A 14,591-nucleotide genomic window follows, 5' to 3' on the forward strand; every position below is an offset into this window, starting at 1 on the left:
CAAGTAATTACAATCGAAGATACTACAGCGCCAACCTGGTCTACTGAAGTTAATTCGCTTAACGCAAAAATAGAATGCAGCAATCTGGAAGCTTTGGCAGCAGCACAAGCCTTATTCCCTGTTGCAACCGATGCTTGTGATACTGATGTTTCGAATATCGTAAAAGCATCCGGTCAGTTTGTAGCGGTAGAAGGCTGCTCAAATGCAGGAACTTATACCAATACCTGGACTGTAAAAGACGATTGCGGAAATACTTCTGAAACTTTCACGCAAGTAATTACAATCGAAGATACTACAGCGCCAACCTTTGCAGGAGAACTTCCGGGTAATATTACAGTTTCTTGTGATGCAGTTCCTGCACCGGCAAATCTTGAAGCTTCTGATAATTGTAATGGAAATTTACCAATCGTTTTCACTGAAACAAAAAGTGATATTCAAAACGAATGTGCTACAAATTATACTTTAACCCGTAAATGGACTACTAGTGATTGTGGTGGAAATATTACTTCACACATTCAAATCATAACAGTAAGAGATACAACTCCTCCAACGGGAACTGCTCCTGCTGATGTAGCTAATTTGCAAAGCATTGCGGATATTCCAGCCGGAACTCCAGCTGACATCCCTGATGCTGCTGATAATTGCAGTAGTACTGTAAATATTACAGTTAGCGATTCTAATAATGGCGCAAGTGGTTGCGACGGAAATGTTTACATATTAACAAGAACCTATACTTTGACAGATTGTGCTGGTAATAAAACCGAATTGGTTCAAACGTTTACTGTTGACAATAAAGTTTCAATAAGTGCAATTGGCTCAAATGTTACTTGTCTTGGAGGTCATGACGGTTCGATTGCAGTTACCAATAGTCCTGGTTCAACCGTAATTATCAGAAATGAAAATAACGAGATTGTTGATAATACAAATTTACCGGCTGGAACTTATACGCTTACTGCAACATCTGTGGTAAACAATGAGAATCAAACTTGTACAGCTACAACTACAGTAGTGCTTACTCAGCCAAATTATACTATTAAAATCTCCGGACAAATTATAAATGTAGATACAAATACTCCTCTTCCAAATGTACCTGTTACATTGATTCCGCAAGGTACTACAACTGGTCCTATATTACTACGTATTACGGGAGCTGATGGTCGTTATACTTTTACAGGTATGGCTGCAGGAAGTTATTTAGTTCAGGTTCAGGATGCGAATTTAAATAGTGTTTATCAATTGTTTCCTGTAACTACAAGTTTGTTCTTTACAACTCTTGAAGATTGTAAATTTCAAGAACATAATTTTGAATACGGAAAATCAAATCTTCCAATTTTAGGAGATTTTGTTTGGTACGATACTAATAGTAACGGAATTCAGGACGAATGGTACGATGCTAACAATGACGGTGTTATAACTAAAAATGTTCCGGATAGCGAAGGATCAATTGATTTTAGTCTATGGGAATGGATTGATCTAAATGGTGATGGCAGTTATACAGGTTCACAAAATGTTGGTGAATTAAATGCCGGCGGTTTTGGAAATGCAGCAAGTGCAAATGTTATCGTCGATGGTCCTAGCGGATATCATGCCGAAGTAATTGTAGGCATAATGGGATTCTGGAGAAGCAGACCTGAGTTTGAAAATCCTTATGGAGATTATACTATAAAATTGGTTAGAGATGCAAATTTTGACACTGCCGCAACAACTTTAGGGTTTAGTGGTTTAGTAAAAGTTATTCCGTCTTCTGGAGCAGATAAAAGAAAAACCGCTAAACCAGCCAAACCTGCAATGCATACTGTTTGTCAAACAACCAGCGCATCCTCATATGTGGTAACGGTAACTCCGGAAGATTTAATTCACTTAGATGCTGACTTTGGTGTAAACTGTAAAGAATACAAAGATATTGTTGCCAATGATGATAGTGCCGGTCCGTTTCCTGGTTTTAATACTACTACACCAAATGTTTTGAATGTTTTACCAAATGATACCATTGAAGGTGTGGTTGTAACGGCGTCTGATGTTATAATAACTACGATAACACCAAATGAATTTTTACAATTAAATGCTGATGGTTCTGTAGACATTTTACCAAATGCACCTGCGGGAACTCTAACAATGGTATATCAAATTTGTGAAGCCGATCAAACTTCAAACTGTGATACTGCTACCGTAACCGTTACAGTTATATCTCCGGTTGATGCTGTAAATGATATCTATACTATTGGCTGTAATACTTTTGGATTAGCAGGAAACGTTTTAGCCAATGACTTTATAGGTGCAACGAGAGCTTCATTAGAACTGATAAACTTTACGTTATTGAGCCAAACCGATAATGAACCAAAAACAGATCCAAACATTACTATTGATGCTTCCGGAAATGTAATGGTATCAAGTTTAACTCCGTCCGGAACTTATAATTATGCTTATCAAATTTGTGATAAACTAAATACTGACAATTGTGATACTGCTACTATCACTATCACAGTAGCTCCGGCTGGCGTAACGAACCTCGCAAACGAAGCTTGTACTGATGACAGATCTCCTGTTGATTTACTTGCCTTATTGCCAGAAAACACACCACGAACAGGAACTTGGACAGATATAGATGGCAGCAATGCATTGCAAGGAAATGTACTTAATGCATTTGGACTAGCGCTTGGCAATTATAAATTTGAATATAAAATAGTCGACGACAATTGTCCAAGAAGTATATTTCTTACTATGGAAATAAATGATGATTGCAGAGTATTAGCCTGTGAAAACATTGTAATACATAATGCCTTCTCTCCTAATGGAGACGGTAAAAATGACTTTTTCGTAATTGATAATATCGATCAGACGGAATGCTATCCTGAAAACACTGTAGAAATATATAATCGTTGGGGAATATTGGTTTTTGAAACTTCAAATTACAATAATACAACCAACGCATTTGACGGAACCTCAAGAGGAAGAACAACTGTAAAACAATCAGATGGATTACCAACAGGAACCTATTTTTATATTCTTAACTACAAATCTTTAGACGGAAATAATGCAATTCAAAATAATAAACTAGACGGATATTTATATCTGTCAAGATAGATTACAGTAGGATAAATGCGCTATAACTAATATTTTTTATAGCGCATTAAGTAATAATCAATAAAAAAAATCCTTATTTTTTGAATAAGCGAGTGCATTGACTTTTTTGATTTACCGTATTACAAAAAATCAATAGCAATAATTAAAATAATAAATATCTACTATGAGAACAAAATTATTTTTCTTCGTCATTATGTTTGTTACAATTGCGGGATATGCTCAACAAGATGCACAATTTACGCAGTATATGTACAACACAATAAATATAAATCCCGCTTATGCTGGTTCTCGTGGCGCTCTAAGTATTTTTGCTTTGCACCGCGATCAATGGGTAGGACTTGATGGAGCTCCGAAAACCAATACTGTTTCGGTTAATACTCCAATCAATAATAGCAATATAGGGATAGGACTTTCGTTAGTGAATGACAAAATTGGTCCCACAAACGAAAACCAAATTTCGGCAGATGTATCTTATACCATACCAACTTCTGAGACCTGGAAACTCTCTTTTGGTATTAAAGCCACTGCAGATATTTTTAATCTTGATGTGACTAAGCTAAACCCCGAAACCGCCGGAGATCCCCAGTTTCAAGACTTTAATAGTGATTTTTCACCTAATATTGGAGCTGGAGTTTATTGGCGTTCAGATAAAGCATACATAGGATTATCGGTTCCTAATTTTATAGAAACCAATCGCTATGATGATAATGATGTAGCAATCTATAAAGATAAAATGAACTATTATTTAATGGTAGGATATGTTTTTGATCTCTCTTATGATTTAAAATTTAAACCCGCATTACTAACAAAAATGGTTGAAGGCGCTCCTCTTCAAGTAGATGTTTCTGCAAACTTCATGTTTTTTGAAAAATTTACTGTTGGAGTGGCCTATAGATGGAGTGCTGCCATAAGTGCTATGGTAGGATTTCAAATCACAGATGGGTTATATGTTGGATATGGATATGACAACGAAACGACCAATTTAAAGAACTACAATTCAGGTTCGCATGAAATTTTCCTGCGCTATGAAATCTTCAAAAACAATGGTAAAATCACAACTCCTCGTTTCTTTTAAAAATGATTATTATGAAAAATTATATATTCCTTTGTCTAACAATCATAAGTGTCTTTTCATTTAAAAGTTATTCTCAGCAAACAAAAGTAAACTCTGGTGATAAAAAATATGATAACTATGCTTATGTTGACGCGATAAAAACCTACGAGAAAGTAGCCCAAAAGGGATACAAATCTGAGGACATGTTTAAAAAGCTTGGTAACTCTTATTATTTCAACTCTCAGTTTGACGGAGCTGCAAAATGGTACGGAGAACTATTTGCAATGAACACAAATCTTGAACCTGAATATTATTACAGATATGCTCAGTCTTTAAAATCTATAGGACAAATTGACCAAGCAAACAAAATTCTGAATGAGTTTAATACCAAATACAAAGACGATATTAGAGGTAAACTTTATAAAGAAGATGTAAACTATCTCGACAAGATTAAAGCAAATTCAGGCCGTTATAAAATTGAAGATGCAGGTGTAAACAGTAAATATTCAGACTATGGTTCATTTGTATACAACAACAAACTATACTTTACCTCTGCCAGAGACACCGGAAATTTTTCGCAACGCAAACACAAATGGACAGGAGAATACTTTACAAATCTTTATGATGCCGATATTGATACCACAAACAACAGTGCTTCTAAAGTGCATAAATTTAAAAGTGCTTTAAACACTAAATTCCACGAAGCTACACCAGTTTTTACAAAAGATGGTAAAACGGTTTACTTTACAAGAAACAACTATGTAAATGGTAAAAAAGGAAAAAATGAAAATAAAATTACTTTAGTAAAAATATATAAAGCAACACTCAATAATGATGGCAAATGGGGAAATATTACGGAACTTCCGTTTGACAGTGATAATTACACTACCGCACATCCAGCACTAAGCCCCGACGAAAAAACACTTTATTTTGCCTCTGATATGCCTGGAACGTTAGGACAATCCGACATCTATAAAGTTAGCATAAATGGCAACGGAGAATATGGTACGCCCGAAAGTTTAGGAAAGCCCGTTAATACTGAAGGAAAAGAAACTTTTCCGTTTATCACTAACGAGAAGGAAATCTATTTTGCCTCAGACGGACATCCCGGATTAGGTGGTTTGGATGTATTTGTGGGACAAATAGAAGATAACGGAACTATAACCGGAATTGAGAATCTTGGTGCCGATATTAACTCTCCAAAAGACGATTTTGCTTACATCATTGATCCTGTCTCCCGACTAGGTTATTTTAGCTCCAATAAAGAAGGCGGGTTAGGCTCTGATGATATCTATAAATTTTTAGAAACAAAAAGACTAAGATGTATCCAGGAACTAAACGGTATTATCACAAATTCTGAGACCGGAGCAATTTTACCGGGATCAAAAGTTACCTTATACGATATGGGATCTAATGACCCAAAAAGCTCTGTCATTGCAGATGAAGCGGGATATTACAGCTTCTCTGTTGAATGCGGCAAAAGTTATAATGTCCGAGCGGAGAAAGTAGATTTTTCTACTAAAGAAGTTAGCATAACAATTGGAAAAATAACCGGTAAAACCAGCCTTCCAATTGCATTAGATCCGTCAACTTGTAAAGTAACCGTTGGGGATGATTTAGGAAAATGCTTCAAAATAAAAATGATCTATTTTGACTTAGACAAATCAAATATCAGAACGGAAGCTGCTTTAGACTTAGAAAAAATATTAGTTGTATTGAATGACAATCCTACCATGAAACTGGATATTCGCTCACATACAGACAGTCGTGCCTCATTTAAATACAATGACGCCTTATCTGACCGAAGAGCCAAATCTACCATACAATGGCTCGTTAAAAACGGCATTGCACCAAACAGATTATCAGGTAAAGGTTATGGAGAAACCCAACTTGTAAATAGATGCGCCGACGATGTGCCTTGTACAGAAGCCGAGCATCAGGAAAATAGACGCAGCGAATTTATTATTACTGCATTATAAAAAATTTAAACTCCAATATTTTAAAATTCCAGATTCCAATGATATTCATTCTATTATTGGAATTTGGATTTTTTTTTAGGATCAACGCTAAATATTGTGGGAAAAATAAATATACTCACTAATTATTTTTTACCGCAAACAGCGCAAAGATTTTTATCTAAGAATATGCCTTAGAAAGCACAGAGTTCACAAAGCTAAATCAATACAAAGCTTTGCTCCCGATAGCTATCTGGATTGCCTTTTATAAAAACTAAGATTAAAAAAACTTAGCTCCCGATAACTATAAGGACTGTATAATTTTTTCTATTTGGAATTTATAAATTTTGCAAAAAAAAAAGTCGTTGCAATTCTTTGAATTACAACGACCAATAAAAACCAACCAGTCCAAAATTTTCCTATATTCTTGCAAATATATTTGTATAGTATTTTTTTCCCGTTCTTGGATCGGTTGTTATCGATATTCCAAAATGAGTATAATTTCCTTCAATATTTTCTTTATGTTCCGGGCTGTCTAACCAGGCTTTAAAAGCAGCATCAGAAGTTTTGTAGTTATAAGCTACATTCTCTCCAACGTTTTTAGCACCAAGCAATTTCATAATATTCTCTGAACGTAAAACAAAATCATTGTGATTAACAACATTGTTCTCGATCATGTATTTATTATGCTCTTCGCACTTATAAGAAATGTGATTGATTTTTTCTAATGCGTTTAAACCGATACTTACACGGTAATCGTTTATTAATTGCATCGTTTCAAGTTCAGAATCGTTGTATGTATAACTTGTTACAACTTGCTCTGTTGAAGTACTATCTTCAGTTCCCTCAGCAGTGTCAGCAGTGCATGAGTTCATTGTAATAAACATTACAATGAACAACATGTTGCAGATAATCTTCTTCATAATCAATAGCATTTAAAACTTTAAAGTAAATGTTGGGGCAAATTCTTTAAATTTATTTTTAGATAAATCTTTTCGTATTTCTTAAGCCAAACGTATTTAATTTATCGGTAAACTACAAAATTAATCGATGAACTACATCATTATTTTATTATACAAAGTAAAATTCCTACAACTAAGAAGATAACCTCTCGATCTTCCAAGAAAAATCAGATTGGCTCGTATAACGAATTCTGTCGTGCAATCTGTTTGGTCTTCCCTGCCAAAATTCTACCTCTAAAGGAGTTACCAAAAATCCACCCCAGTTTTCAGGTCTTGGAATTGGTTTTCCTTCAAATTCGGCTTCCAGTTTCTTTAAATTTTCTTCTAAAAATGCTCTTGACGGAATCACTTCGCTTTGATGAGAAACTATCGCACCAAGTTTACTTCCGTCAGGACGAGAATCAAAATAACCGTCCGAAATGTTTTCAGAAGTTCTCTCAGCAGTTCCTTTAATAATTACCTGACGCTCCATTTCCTGCCAAAAAAAAGACAAACAAACATGTGGATTTGCGGCAATTGCTTTTCCTTTTTCGGAATCGTAATTGGTATAAAAAATAAAACCTTCCTCAGAAAATTTCTTTAATAAAACAACTCTCGATTTCGGGAAACCGTCCAATCCAATTGTCGAAACCGTCATAGCGTTTACTTCTCCGCTTGCGCCAAAATCTTCGACCTCATGAAACCATCGGTTAAAAAGGTTAATTGGATCCTCAGGAATATTAGTTTCTAATAATTCACTTTTCTCGTAAGACTTTCTATAATTGCTTAAATCGTTCATTTTTTAGATCTTTAGATTGTTGGACTTCTTAGATTTTTAGATGTGATCAAATTTTGATTTTTAAACCTGGTATTATTCAAAATCAAAAGAAACGCCATCATTTCCTAATAAGACATTTGGGAAAATGGTTTCTGCTTCTTCTTTAAAACGCTCAATTCCGTCATATCTTGTAGAATAATGTCCTAAAACCAAATGTTTGGCATTTGCTTTTAAAGCTATTTTTGCAGCTTCTATTGCAGTAGAATGTAATGTTTTTAAAGCCAAAGCAGCTTCCGATTCCAGAAAAGTAGATTCGTGGTACAAAACATCAACATCTTTTATAATTGGGATAATATTCTCATGATAAACCGTATCTGAGCAAAAAGCATAACTCAATGCAGGAATTGGGTCAAAAGACAATTTCTCGTTCTCGATTACAGTTCCGTCGTCAAGCGTAACATTTCCTCCGCCTTTTATTTTTTGATAATATGCCGTATGAATTTCGTATTGCCTTACGGCGTCTACATTTAGTTTTCTGTCTCCGGGTTTTTCCTGAAACAAAAATCCATTCGTGTAAACGCGATGTTTCAGCGGAATCGTTTTTACGATAACCTTACTATCTTCAAAAATGACTTCGCTTTCTTTAGATTCCAATTCATGATAAAACAACTCATAAGTTGTCCAGGAACTCGATAATCTCAATTGTAACGTAATGATTTCCTTGATTCCTTTTGGACCATAAATATGCAGATCAGTAGTACGTCCCAGAAGCGCAAAAGTCGAAATAGTCCCAATCAGACCAAAAAAGTGATCTCCGTGTAAATGCGAAATAAAAATGTGATTAATTTTTGAGAATTTAATCTTGTTTTTACGCAATTGTACTTGAGTTCCTTCTCCGCAATCAATCAAAAACATTCTGTTTTTAATCTCTAAAACCTGCGCTGTTGGGTTAGTAATCGTTCTGGGAGTTGCGGCATAACAGCCAAGTATAGTTAATTTCAATTTTATGTTTATTCGTTTATTTGGTGAATCGTTTAATCGCCAAAGATTAAAAATCAGATAAAAATATCGATTAAACAGTTAAACAAATAAACAATTAACCAATTTCTTAAAATCCGAGATCTCTTTCGATTTCTTCCATTTCGATAATATCATGTGCTTCTAAAAGGGAAGGAACAACGATTAATTTATCAGAAATAGCATTAAAGTCAAGATCAGAAACTACAATTATAAATGATTTTTTAGCTTTTTTTTGTTGTTTGGAAAGCGGTAAAAAAAGTTTCAAATCACCTTCTGCCAATTGAGCATTTGATGTTAAATCGATTATAATATTTTGTTTTTCAAAGGTTTTAAACTGCTGCGTCACTTTCTCCAAAAAAGAATTAAAATCTCCCTGGGTATCTTTAATCGTAACGGTATGTCCTTTTTGATCTACTTTCATTTTATAATATATAGGCTCTATTTTCGAGAGCTAAGGTACGAAGTTTTTTGTTTTTAATTTTAGTTTCAAAGTTTCAGGTTTCAAGTTTGTCAAGCTGAACGTCCCACAACGTGAAACTTGAAACAAAAAAACTAAACTTACTGTATTTTCGAAGCTAAAAGATAAATTACAGCCATTCTGATCGCTACACCATTTTCGACCTGATTCAAAATCACTGAATGATCTGAGTCTGCCACTTCAGAGGTTATCTCTACTCCTCTGTTGATTGGTCCCGGGTGCATGATTACGATTTCTTTTCCAAGTGAATCTAATAATGGTTTATCAACTCCATATTGTTGTGCGTATTCACGTGTTGATGGAAAGAAATTTACATCCATACGTTCGTTCTGAACGCGAAGCATGTTTGCAACGTCACACCATTCTAATGCTTTTCGTAAATTTGGTTCAACCGTAACTCCTAGAGATTCAATATATCTTGGAATCAATGTTTTTGGTCCGCAAACCTTAACTTCAGCGCCTTGCATTTTCAAAGCATATATATTTGATAAGGCTACTCTTGAATGCAGAATATCACCTACAATAACAACTTTTTTTCCGGCTACATCGCCCAATTTTTCTCTGATCGAATAACTGTCTAATAAAGCCTGAGTTGGATGTTCGTGTGCTCCGTCTCCGGCGTTTACTATACTGGCTTTGACATTTTTAGATAAAAAATAAGCCGCTCCGGGATTGGAGTGGCGCATTACTACCATATCTACTTTCATAGATAGAATATTGTTTACAGTATCAATTAAAGTTTCTCCTTTTTTAACAGATGATTGTGCTGCGGAAAAACTAATAACATCTGCAGATAATCGTTTTTGTGCTAACTCGAAAGAAAGTTTTGTTCTGGTACTGTTTTCGAAAAATATGTTAGCAATCGTAATATCTCGTAATGAAGGAACTTTTTTAATAGGTCGGTTAATGACTTCTTTAAAATGATCGGCAGTTTCAAAAATTAGGTTAATATCATTCTCGTTGATGTATTTAATTCCTAATAAGTGATTTACGCTTAATTCTTTCATTTTTGTTTCTTTAATATTTATTTGTCAATGCTTCTTTAACGAGAAGCTGCTTTATTGAATCATTCTATCTACAACTTCACTGTAATCTTGCAAATCCCTTGCATCTTCATCAAAAATCTTCTGCCATCTGAAACCGGTAATTTCAATTTTAGTTCGTGCAGAACCATCCCACTTTATTTTAAAATCGTTGTTTATTAAAACTTCGGCAACTCGTTTTCCAACTTCTATAGTAACTGCATCATCAGAATTATCTACTTTCTGAAAAGCGATATACAAGCTTGGATTTTCAATAGCGATTGCTCTTGCTAAGTCTTGTTCGTGATAAAAGCAATAACCATCAGACTCTATTTCATTTTCCTGCAATTCTCTTTCAACCTCAACTACTTCATATTCACCATCGGTTGTGGTGTAACCTGCTTTGTGAAGCGCAACGATATTATCATCACATAATTCATCAAACGCATTTATTAGTCTTTCAGTATCTGTTGGACTTTTCCATTGTTTACTTTCCGAAAGTAACTTTTGGTATTCCTCTCTTATGGTATCAAAAGCCCATTCTTCAGAGATTTCGTCTGCAAATTCGTTATCCTCAATTTCTTCTATAATGTTTTCCTGAATCTCATCAATAGAATGAAATCCCATTCTGATCTGATTAAAAATTGATTCATAAATAAACGTTTTATTCTCTGTCATGTTTATTGTTTAATTGTTGATTTGTTAAAATTGTTTAATCGTTTTGTTTATTGCGATTAAACAATTAACCGATTTACCGATTAAACTAATTCGTTACCAGATGAACAACGTCTTCACCTTCATTTTCTATCCAGCTCACTTTTACTTTTTCGCCATTAATAGCATCTACCTGACGACCGCGATAATCGGGCTGAATTGGTAAATTACGGCTAAAACGTCTGTCGATTAACACCAACAATTCGATTTCTGAAGGTCGCCCAAAAGATTGAATTGCAGTTAAAGCAGAACGAATGCTACGTCCGGTAAACAAAACGTCATCTATAAAAATGACTTTCTTGTCTTCGACTATAAAATTTATTTGTGTTTTATTGGCTTCCAGCGGTTTATCAGTACGACGGAAATCATCTCTAAAAAAAGTGATGTCCAGATATCCCAAAGAAATTTCAGGAACCTTGTATTCGTTTTCTAATATTTGTTTTAAACGTTCAGCTAAAAAAACGCCTCTTGGCTGAATCCCGACCAAAATAGTATCGGAGAAATCAAGATGTTTTTCGATTAACTGACAAGCCAAACGATGGAGTATGATAGTAACTTCTTTTGAATTAAGTAATACTTTTTGGCTCATAATTAAGTGTAATGTTTGGTTGGGCAAATATACGAAATCAGAATTTATTTGTTGGGGTGTTGGGAAGGGAAATATTTTTTTATTGAATTGATTCTTTAAGTTGCTAAACTTAATTTAATTTTCAAAAGTTTTTACATTTGTAGTTTTACAAAATAAAATCTTTTTTTTGCTGCTGTAGATTTAAAACATTTCATTTGCTGTTTTTTTGTTTTATTTATCAACATGACACCGAATGATTTTTTAAAATGAACTATCAAATATTAAATACCAAAAAACATGATATACGAAAAAAGCTTAGAAGACGAAATAGATTGGAAAGTAATTGATCAACTGCATACAGCCACAAATTTCTTTGCATCTACCAGTACAGAGTTGAAAAAATTATATTTTACATTAGTAGGAATCTCTATTCCTATATTAATCAAGTTATCTGATGATAAATTAGACAGATCCTTATTTATTAGCATTTTTACCCTAACATTGCTTTTTTGGATATTAGATAGTTATACATACTTCTATCAAGATAAATTACGTGAAAAGATGAATGTATTATTTAACAATATAAAGCATAGAAATATTATTAAGAAAACTATAAGTGAAGATAATGACGAAATTATTATTGAAATTGATAGGACTAGTAAAAATAGAATTTGGAGATCGTTATTCAATTATTCAATGCTTTTGTACTTAACAATGTTTATTATTACATTAATTGCTTCTCTTTTATTTTGGACTAATATAATCTAATCTTATGAAATATTTTGTCTGCTATACAATAAGAGATAAAGAAATTACATTTTCTTTATTACAACATTATGCTAACTTTTTAAAAATTAGCGGTGATGTTTATATAGATCTTATAAATAATAATTCTCTTGATAAACAAAAAAGAGTTTTTCAAGAATTAGATCAATGTGATGTATTAATTATTATAGAAACAAAAAACGTTTACAATTCTAAATGGGTTGAATTAGAAATTAATCGTGCTCTTGAATTAAAAAAAGAGATAGTTAAAATTTCAGTTAAAAGTATTTTAGAAAAAATAAGTAATTCTAATACATTTTGTTAATATTTTTCAATTCTGCTCTTGTAATTATAAACCATAAAATTATAATTTGTGTAATTAGAAAATGAACAATCTTATAGTAATTTTCAAAATATTTTGACAATTAAAACCCAATCTCGAAAGAATATAAGGCGATACTGCGGAAATTCTTTCCTCGTCCTTAAAGTATAAGTCAAAGATTTCAAATCTAGATTTAGCAATTTTATCCAGTCAATAAAAAAAATGATTTACATAGACAAAAGCACATTTCCTCATTGTTATATTGAAGAAAAGAAATTTGACTGGGGAGAACCATACGATGACATAACGCCAATTTTTAATTTATCGATTGATCCGGATTTATCTGATATTGAATTTACAATTGAGGTATTAGGCAAAAATAATTTTAAAATTAATTTAGGGAAGTTGTATAATATTCTACTTAACTATGAAGAAAATGATCGAATAGAAAACTTTAATACTCCAATTTTTAATCGCGAACTTTTATTAAGTAATATCCAAAAATATTTGAACTCTAATGAAGATCATATTTCTCCGTGGGAACAATCATATGATACATATCCTACTGAAAATGATTATTTGGAATCAATTGAAAAAGATCTAAATAGAATATTATTATTTGAACGAAAGCAATACTAATCAAAGCTAATTAAAAATCATGAAAGTAAAAATCATAGGAATTCCTGTCCAAGATCAGGAAAAGGCATTACAATTTTATACTACAAAATTAGGTTTTATTAAAAAACATGATGTGCCTTTAGGCGAAGGCAATAGATGGTTAACGGTAGTTTCTAAAGACGAACCAGACGGAGTTGAAGTTTTATTAGAACCATCACCAAATCATTTTGAACCTTCAAAAACGTATCAAAAAGCGTTGTTTGAAGCCGGAATTCCCTACACGCAATTTAATGTTGATAATCTTAAGGAAGAATATGAAAGATTGATTAGTCTTGGTGTAGAATTTAGTATGCAACCAACTGAAATGGGGAATGTAAAAATTGCTATTTTGGATGATACTTGTGGGAATAAGATTCAGCTTATTGAAATAATCTAACTATTTATCTCCATACGTAGACTGGATTAAAATCCAGCCCTACAATATTTGCCGAGCCGATGGCTCTCTACTTATATTGAAATATTTTACTAGTAGATTTTTTTTGCTATTTAATTTATTCCCGTACGGATTGATTATTAAAAAAGGCATTGAACATTTTAAATTCACCTAAGTAAGAATCCTGAAATGAAATATCTTCAAGAACAACATTCAATAATTCTTTTGGAAATTTCTGATATGATAATTTATTTTCTACAATTTTTTCAACTTCTAAAACCAACTCGTCAATTTTTCTGGTTTCGGAACTATTTTTTTCTAACTCATCAATTTTTGACTGCGGAATAACCATTTGGTTTTTATGAGTAATCGTTTGAATTACATAATAGGGAACTAAAAAACTTATATACAAATTGATTGATTTTAATTCGCCATTCTCAATCACATTAAGAAAAAATGTCAAACATCTGTCTTCCCAATGGTCAAGCTTGGAAAAGTCCTGGAACTCCTTTAATGTATAATCTTGTTCAAATTCATCGGTAAGTACTTTACGTTCTCTTATTGATTCTTCTGTATCAAAAGAATCAATAAGAGAACGTAATTTTTTATATTCATCAGATGCAATGAGTTTATCCCTTTCTGTCCATGCACATATATTTTTAGGATAATAGAGATAAGCTATATTTTCCAGAACTTTTTTAATCATAAGATTTACTTGTTTAAACTTTATCTAAGTTAATAGAAATCTCTAAATATTAGAACTTTTCAATCAAATTATATAAAGCATTTTTTTATTGTTTGAAGTAATTTTAATCTACGATAATTAGAATACTGGATTC

Annotated in this window: 15 protein-coding genes; 7 read left to right on the forward strand and 8 right to left on the reverse strand. The window is 32.9% G+C overall.

The genetic code is table 11. The annotated features are described in order from the left end of the window. From CHB81_RS21495 to CHB81_RS21505, 3 genes are all read left to right on the forward strand, one after another. Nucleotides 1-3,084: gliding motility-associated C-terminal domain-containing protein (locus CHB81_RS21495; protein ID WP_141130439.1), on the forward strand; the 3,084-nt coding region annotated here is incomplete at its 5' end. Nucleotides 3,085-3,247: 163 nt separating this feature from the next. Then, a complete protein-coding gene (locus CHB81_RS21500) occupies nucleotides 3,248-4,159 on the forward strand; it encodes a type IX secretion system membrane protein PorP/SprF (RefSeq protein WP_089353897.1) in 912 nt (303 codons plus the stop codon). A gap of 11 nt (nucleotides 4,160-4,170) precedes the next feature. After that, nucleotides 4,171-6,117 (forward strand): OmpA family protein, encoded by a 1,947-nt coding sequence (locus CHB81_RS21505; RefSeq protein ID WP_089353967.1) that lies wholly within the window; start codon nucleotides 4,171-4,173, stop codon nucleotides 6,115-6,117. A gap of 395 nt (nucleotides 6,118-6,512) precedes the next feature. Here CHB81_RS21505 and CHB81_RS21510 read toward each other — a convergent pair whose 3' ends face one another. From CHB81_RS21510 to pyrR, 7 genes are all read right to left on the reverse strand, one after another. Next, entirely contained in the window at nucleotides 6,513-7,016 is a 504-nt protein-coding gene (locus CHB81_RS21510; protein ID WP_165902303.1) for a CAP domain-containing protein, read from the reverse strand. Nucleotides 7,017-7,188: 172 nt separating this feature from the next. After that, nucleotides 7,189-7,833, reverse strand: coding sequence for a pyridoxamine 5'-phosphate oxidase (gene pdxH, locus CHB81_RS21515; protein WP_089353898.1), 645 nt, complete (start codon nucleotides 7,831-7,833; stop codon nucleotides 7,189-7,191). A 72-nt stretch (nucleotides 7,834-7,905) separates the two neighbouring features. After that, the gene (locus CHB81_RS21520) at nucleotides 7,906-8,814 is read right to left on the reverse strand and encodes a ribonuclease Z (protein WP_089353899.1); all 909 of its coding nucleotides are present in this window, start codon (nucleotides 8,812-8,814) and stop codon (nucleotides 7,906-7,908) included. A 106-nt stretch (nucleotides 8,815-8,920) separates the two neighbouring features. Beyond that, nucleotides 8,921-9,253 carry a ribonuclease Z gene (locus CHB81_RS21525; protein ID WP_089353900.1) on the reverse strand — a complete coding sequence of 111 codons (333 nt, stop codon included), beginning with the start codon at nucleotides 9,251-9,253 and terminating at the stop codon, nucleotides 8,921-8,923. A 137-nt stretch (nucleotides 9,254-9,390) separates the two neighbouring features. Then, on the reverse strand, nucleotides 9,391-10,317 hold the full coding sequence (locus CHB81_RS21530) for an aspartate carbamoyltransferase catalytic subunit (protein ID WP_007805228.1): 927 nt from the start codon (nucleotides 10,315-10,317) through the stop codon (nucleotides 9,391-9,393). Between the two features lie 51 nt (nucleotides 10,318-10,368). Beyond that, nucleotides 10,369-11,010: a hypothetical protein gene (locus CHB81_RS21535; protein WP_089353901.1), complete on the reverse strand. Its 642-nt coding sequence runs from the start codon at nucleotides 11,008-11,010 to the stop codon at nucleotides 10,369-10,371. A gap of 85 nt (nucleotides 11,011-11,095) precedes the next feature. Beyond that, nucleotides 11,096-11,635, reverse strand: coding sequence for a bifunctional pyr operon transcriptional regulator/uracil phosphoribosyltransferase PyrR (pyrR, locus tag CHB81_RS21540; RefSeq protein ID WP_089353902.1), 540 nt, complete (start codon nucleotides 11,633-11,635; stop codon nucleotides 11,096-11,098). A 276-nt stretch (nucleotides 11,636-11,911) separates the two neighbouring features. On the opposite strand from pyrR, the gene CHB81_RS21545 reads away from it, so the two are divergent. From CHB81_RS21545 to CHB81_RS21560, 4 genes are all read left to right on the forward strand, one after another. Beyond that, entirely contained in the window at nucleotides 11,912-12,382 is a 471-nt protein-coding gene (locus CHB81_RS21545; RefSeq protein WP_089353903.1) for a hypothetical protein, read from the forward strand. Nucleotides 12,383-12,386: 4 nt separating this feature from the next. Continuing rightward, entirely contained in the window at nucleotides 12,387-12,704 is a 318-nt protein-coding gene (locus CHB81_RS21550; RefSeq protein ID WP_089353904.1) for a TIR domain-containing protein, read from the forward strand. 219 nt (nucleotides 12,705-12,923) lie between these two features. After that, the gene (locus tag CHB81_RS21555) at nucleotides 12,924-13,340 is read left to right on the forward strand and encodes a hypothetical protein (protein WP_089353905.1); all 417 of its coding nucleotides are present in this window, start codon (nucleotides 12,924-12,926) and stop codon (nucleotides 13,338-13,340) included. A gap of 19 nt (nucleotides 13,341-13,359) precedes the next feature. Next, nucleotides 13,360-13,755, forward strand: a complete 396-nt coding sequence (locus tag CHB81_RS21560; protein WP_089353906.1) for a VOC family protein — start codon at nucleotides 13,360-13,362, stop codon at nucleotides 13,753-13,755. A gap of 115 nt (nucleotides 13,756-13,870) precedes the next feature. On the opposite strand, the gene CHB81_RS21565 is transcribed toward CHB81_RS21560, so the two are convergent. Then, nucleotides 13,871-14,458, reverse strand: a complete 588-nt coding sequence (locus CHB81_RS21565; protein ID WP_089353907.1) for a hypothetical protein — start codon at nucleotides 14,456-14,458, stop codon at nucleotides 13,871-13,873. Nucleotides 14,459-14,591: the final 133 nt, after the last annotated feature.

Source organism: Flavobacterium sp. ov086 (genome assembly GCF_900187965.1).
Classification (GTDB): domain Bacteria; phylum Bacteroidota; class Bacteroidia; order Flavobacteriales; family Flavobacteriaceae; genus Flavobacterium.

Coding starts and splice junctions, on each gene's coding strand:
- CHB81_RS21500 (WP_089353897.1), top strand. CDS start 3,248: ATGAGAACAAAATTATTTTTCTTCGTCATTATGTTTGTTACAATTGCG.
- CHB81_RS21505 (WP_089353967.1), top strand. CDS start 4,171: ATGAAAAATTATATATTCCTTTGTCTAACAATCATAAGTGTCTTTTCA.
- CHB81_RS21510 (WP_165902303.1), bottom strand. CDS start 7,016: ATGAAGAAGATTATCTGCAACATGTTGTTCATTGTAATGTTTATTACA.
- pdxH (WP_089353898.1), bottom strand. CDS start 7,833: ATGAACGATTTAAGCAATTATAGAAAGTCTTACGAGAAAAGTGAATTA.
- CHB81_RS21525 (WP_089353900.1), bottom strand. CDS start 9,253: ATGAAAGTAGATCAAAAAGGACATACCGTTACGATTAAAGATACCCAG.
- CHB81_RS21530 (WP_007805228.1), bottom strand. CDS start 10,317: ATGAAAGAATTAAGCGTAAATCACTTATTAGGAATTAAATACATCAAC.
- CHB81_RS21535 (WP_089353901.1), bottom strand. CDS start 11,010: ATGACAGAGAATAAAACGTTTATTTATGAATCAATTTTTAATCAGATC.
- pyrR (WP_089353902.1), bottom strand. CDS start 11,635: ATGAGCCAAAAAGTATTACTTAATTCAAAAGAAGTTACTATCATACTC.
- CHB81_RS21545 (WP_089353903.1), top strand. CDS start 11,912: ATGATATACGAAAAAAGCTTAGAAGACGAAATAGATTGGAAAGTAATT.
- CHB81_RS21550 (WP_089353904.1), top strand. CDS start 12,387: ATGAAATATTTTGTCTGCTATACAATAAGAGATAAAGAAATTACATTT.
- CHB81_RS21555 (WP_089353905.1), top strand. CDS start 12,924: ATGATTTACATAGACAAAAGCACATTTCCTCATTGTTATATTGAAGAA.
- CHB81_RS21560 (WP_089353906.1), top strand. CDS start 13,360: ATGAAAGTAAAAATCATAGGAATTCCTGTCCAAGATCAGGAAAAGGCA.
- CHB81_RS21565 (WP_089353907.1), bottom strand. CDS start 14,458: ATGATTAAAAAAGTTCTGGAAAATATAGCTTATCTCTATTATCCTAAA.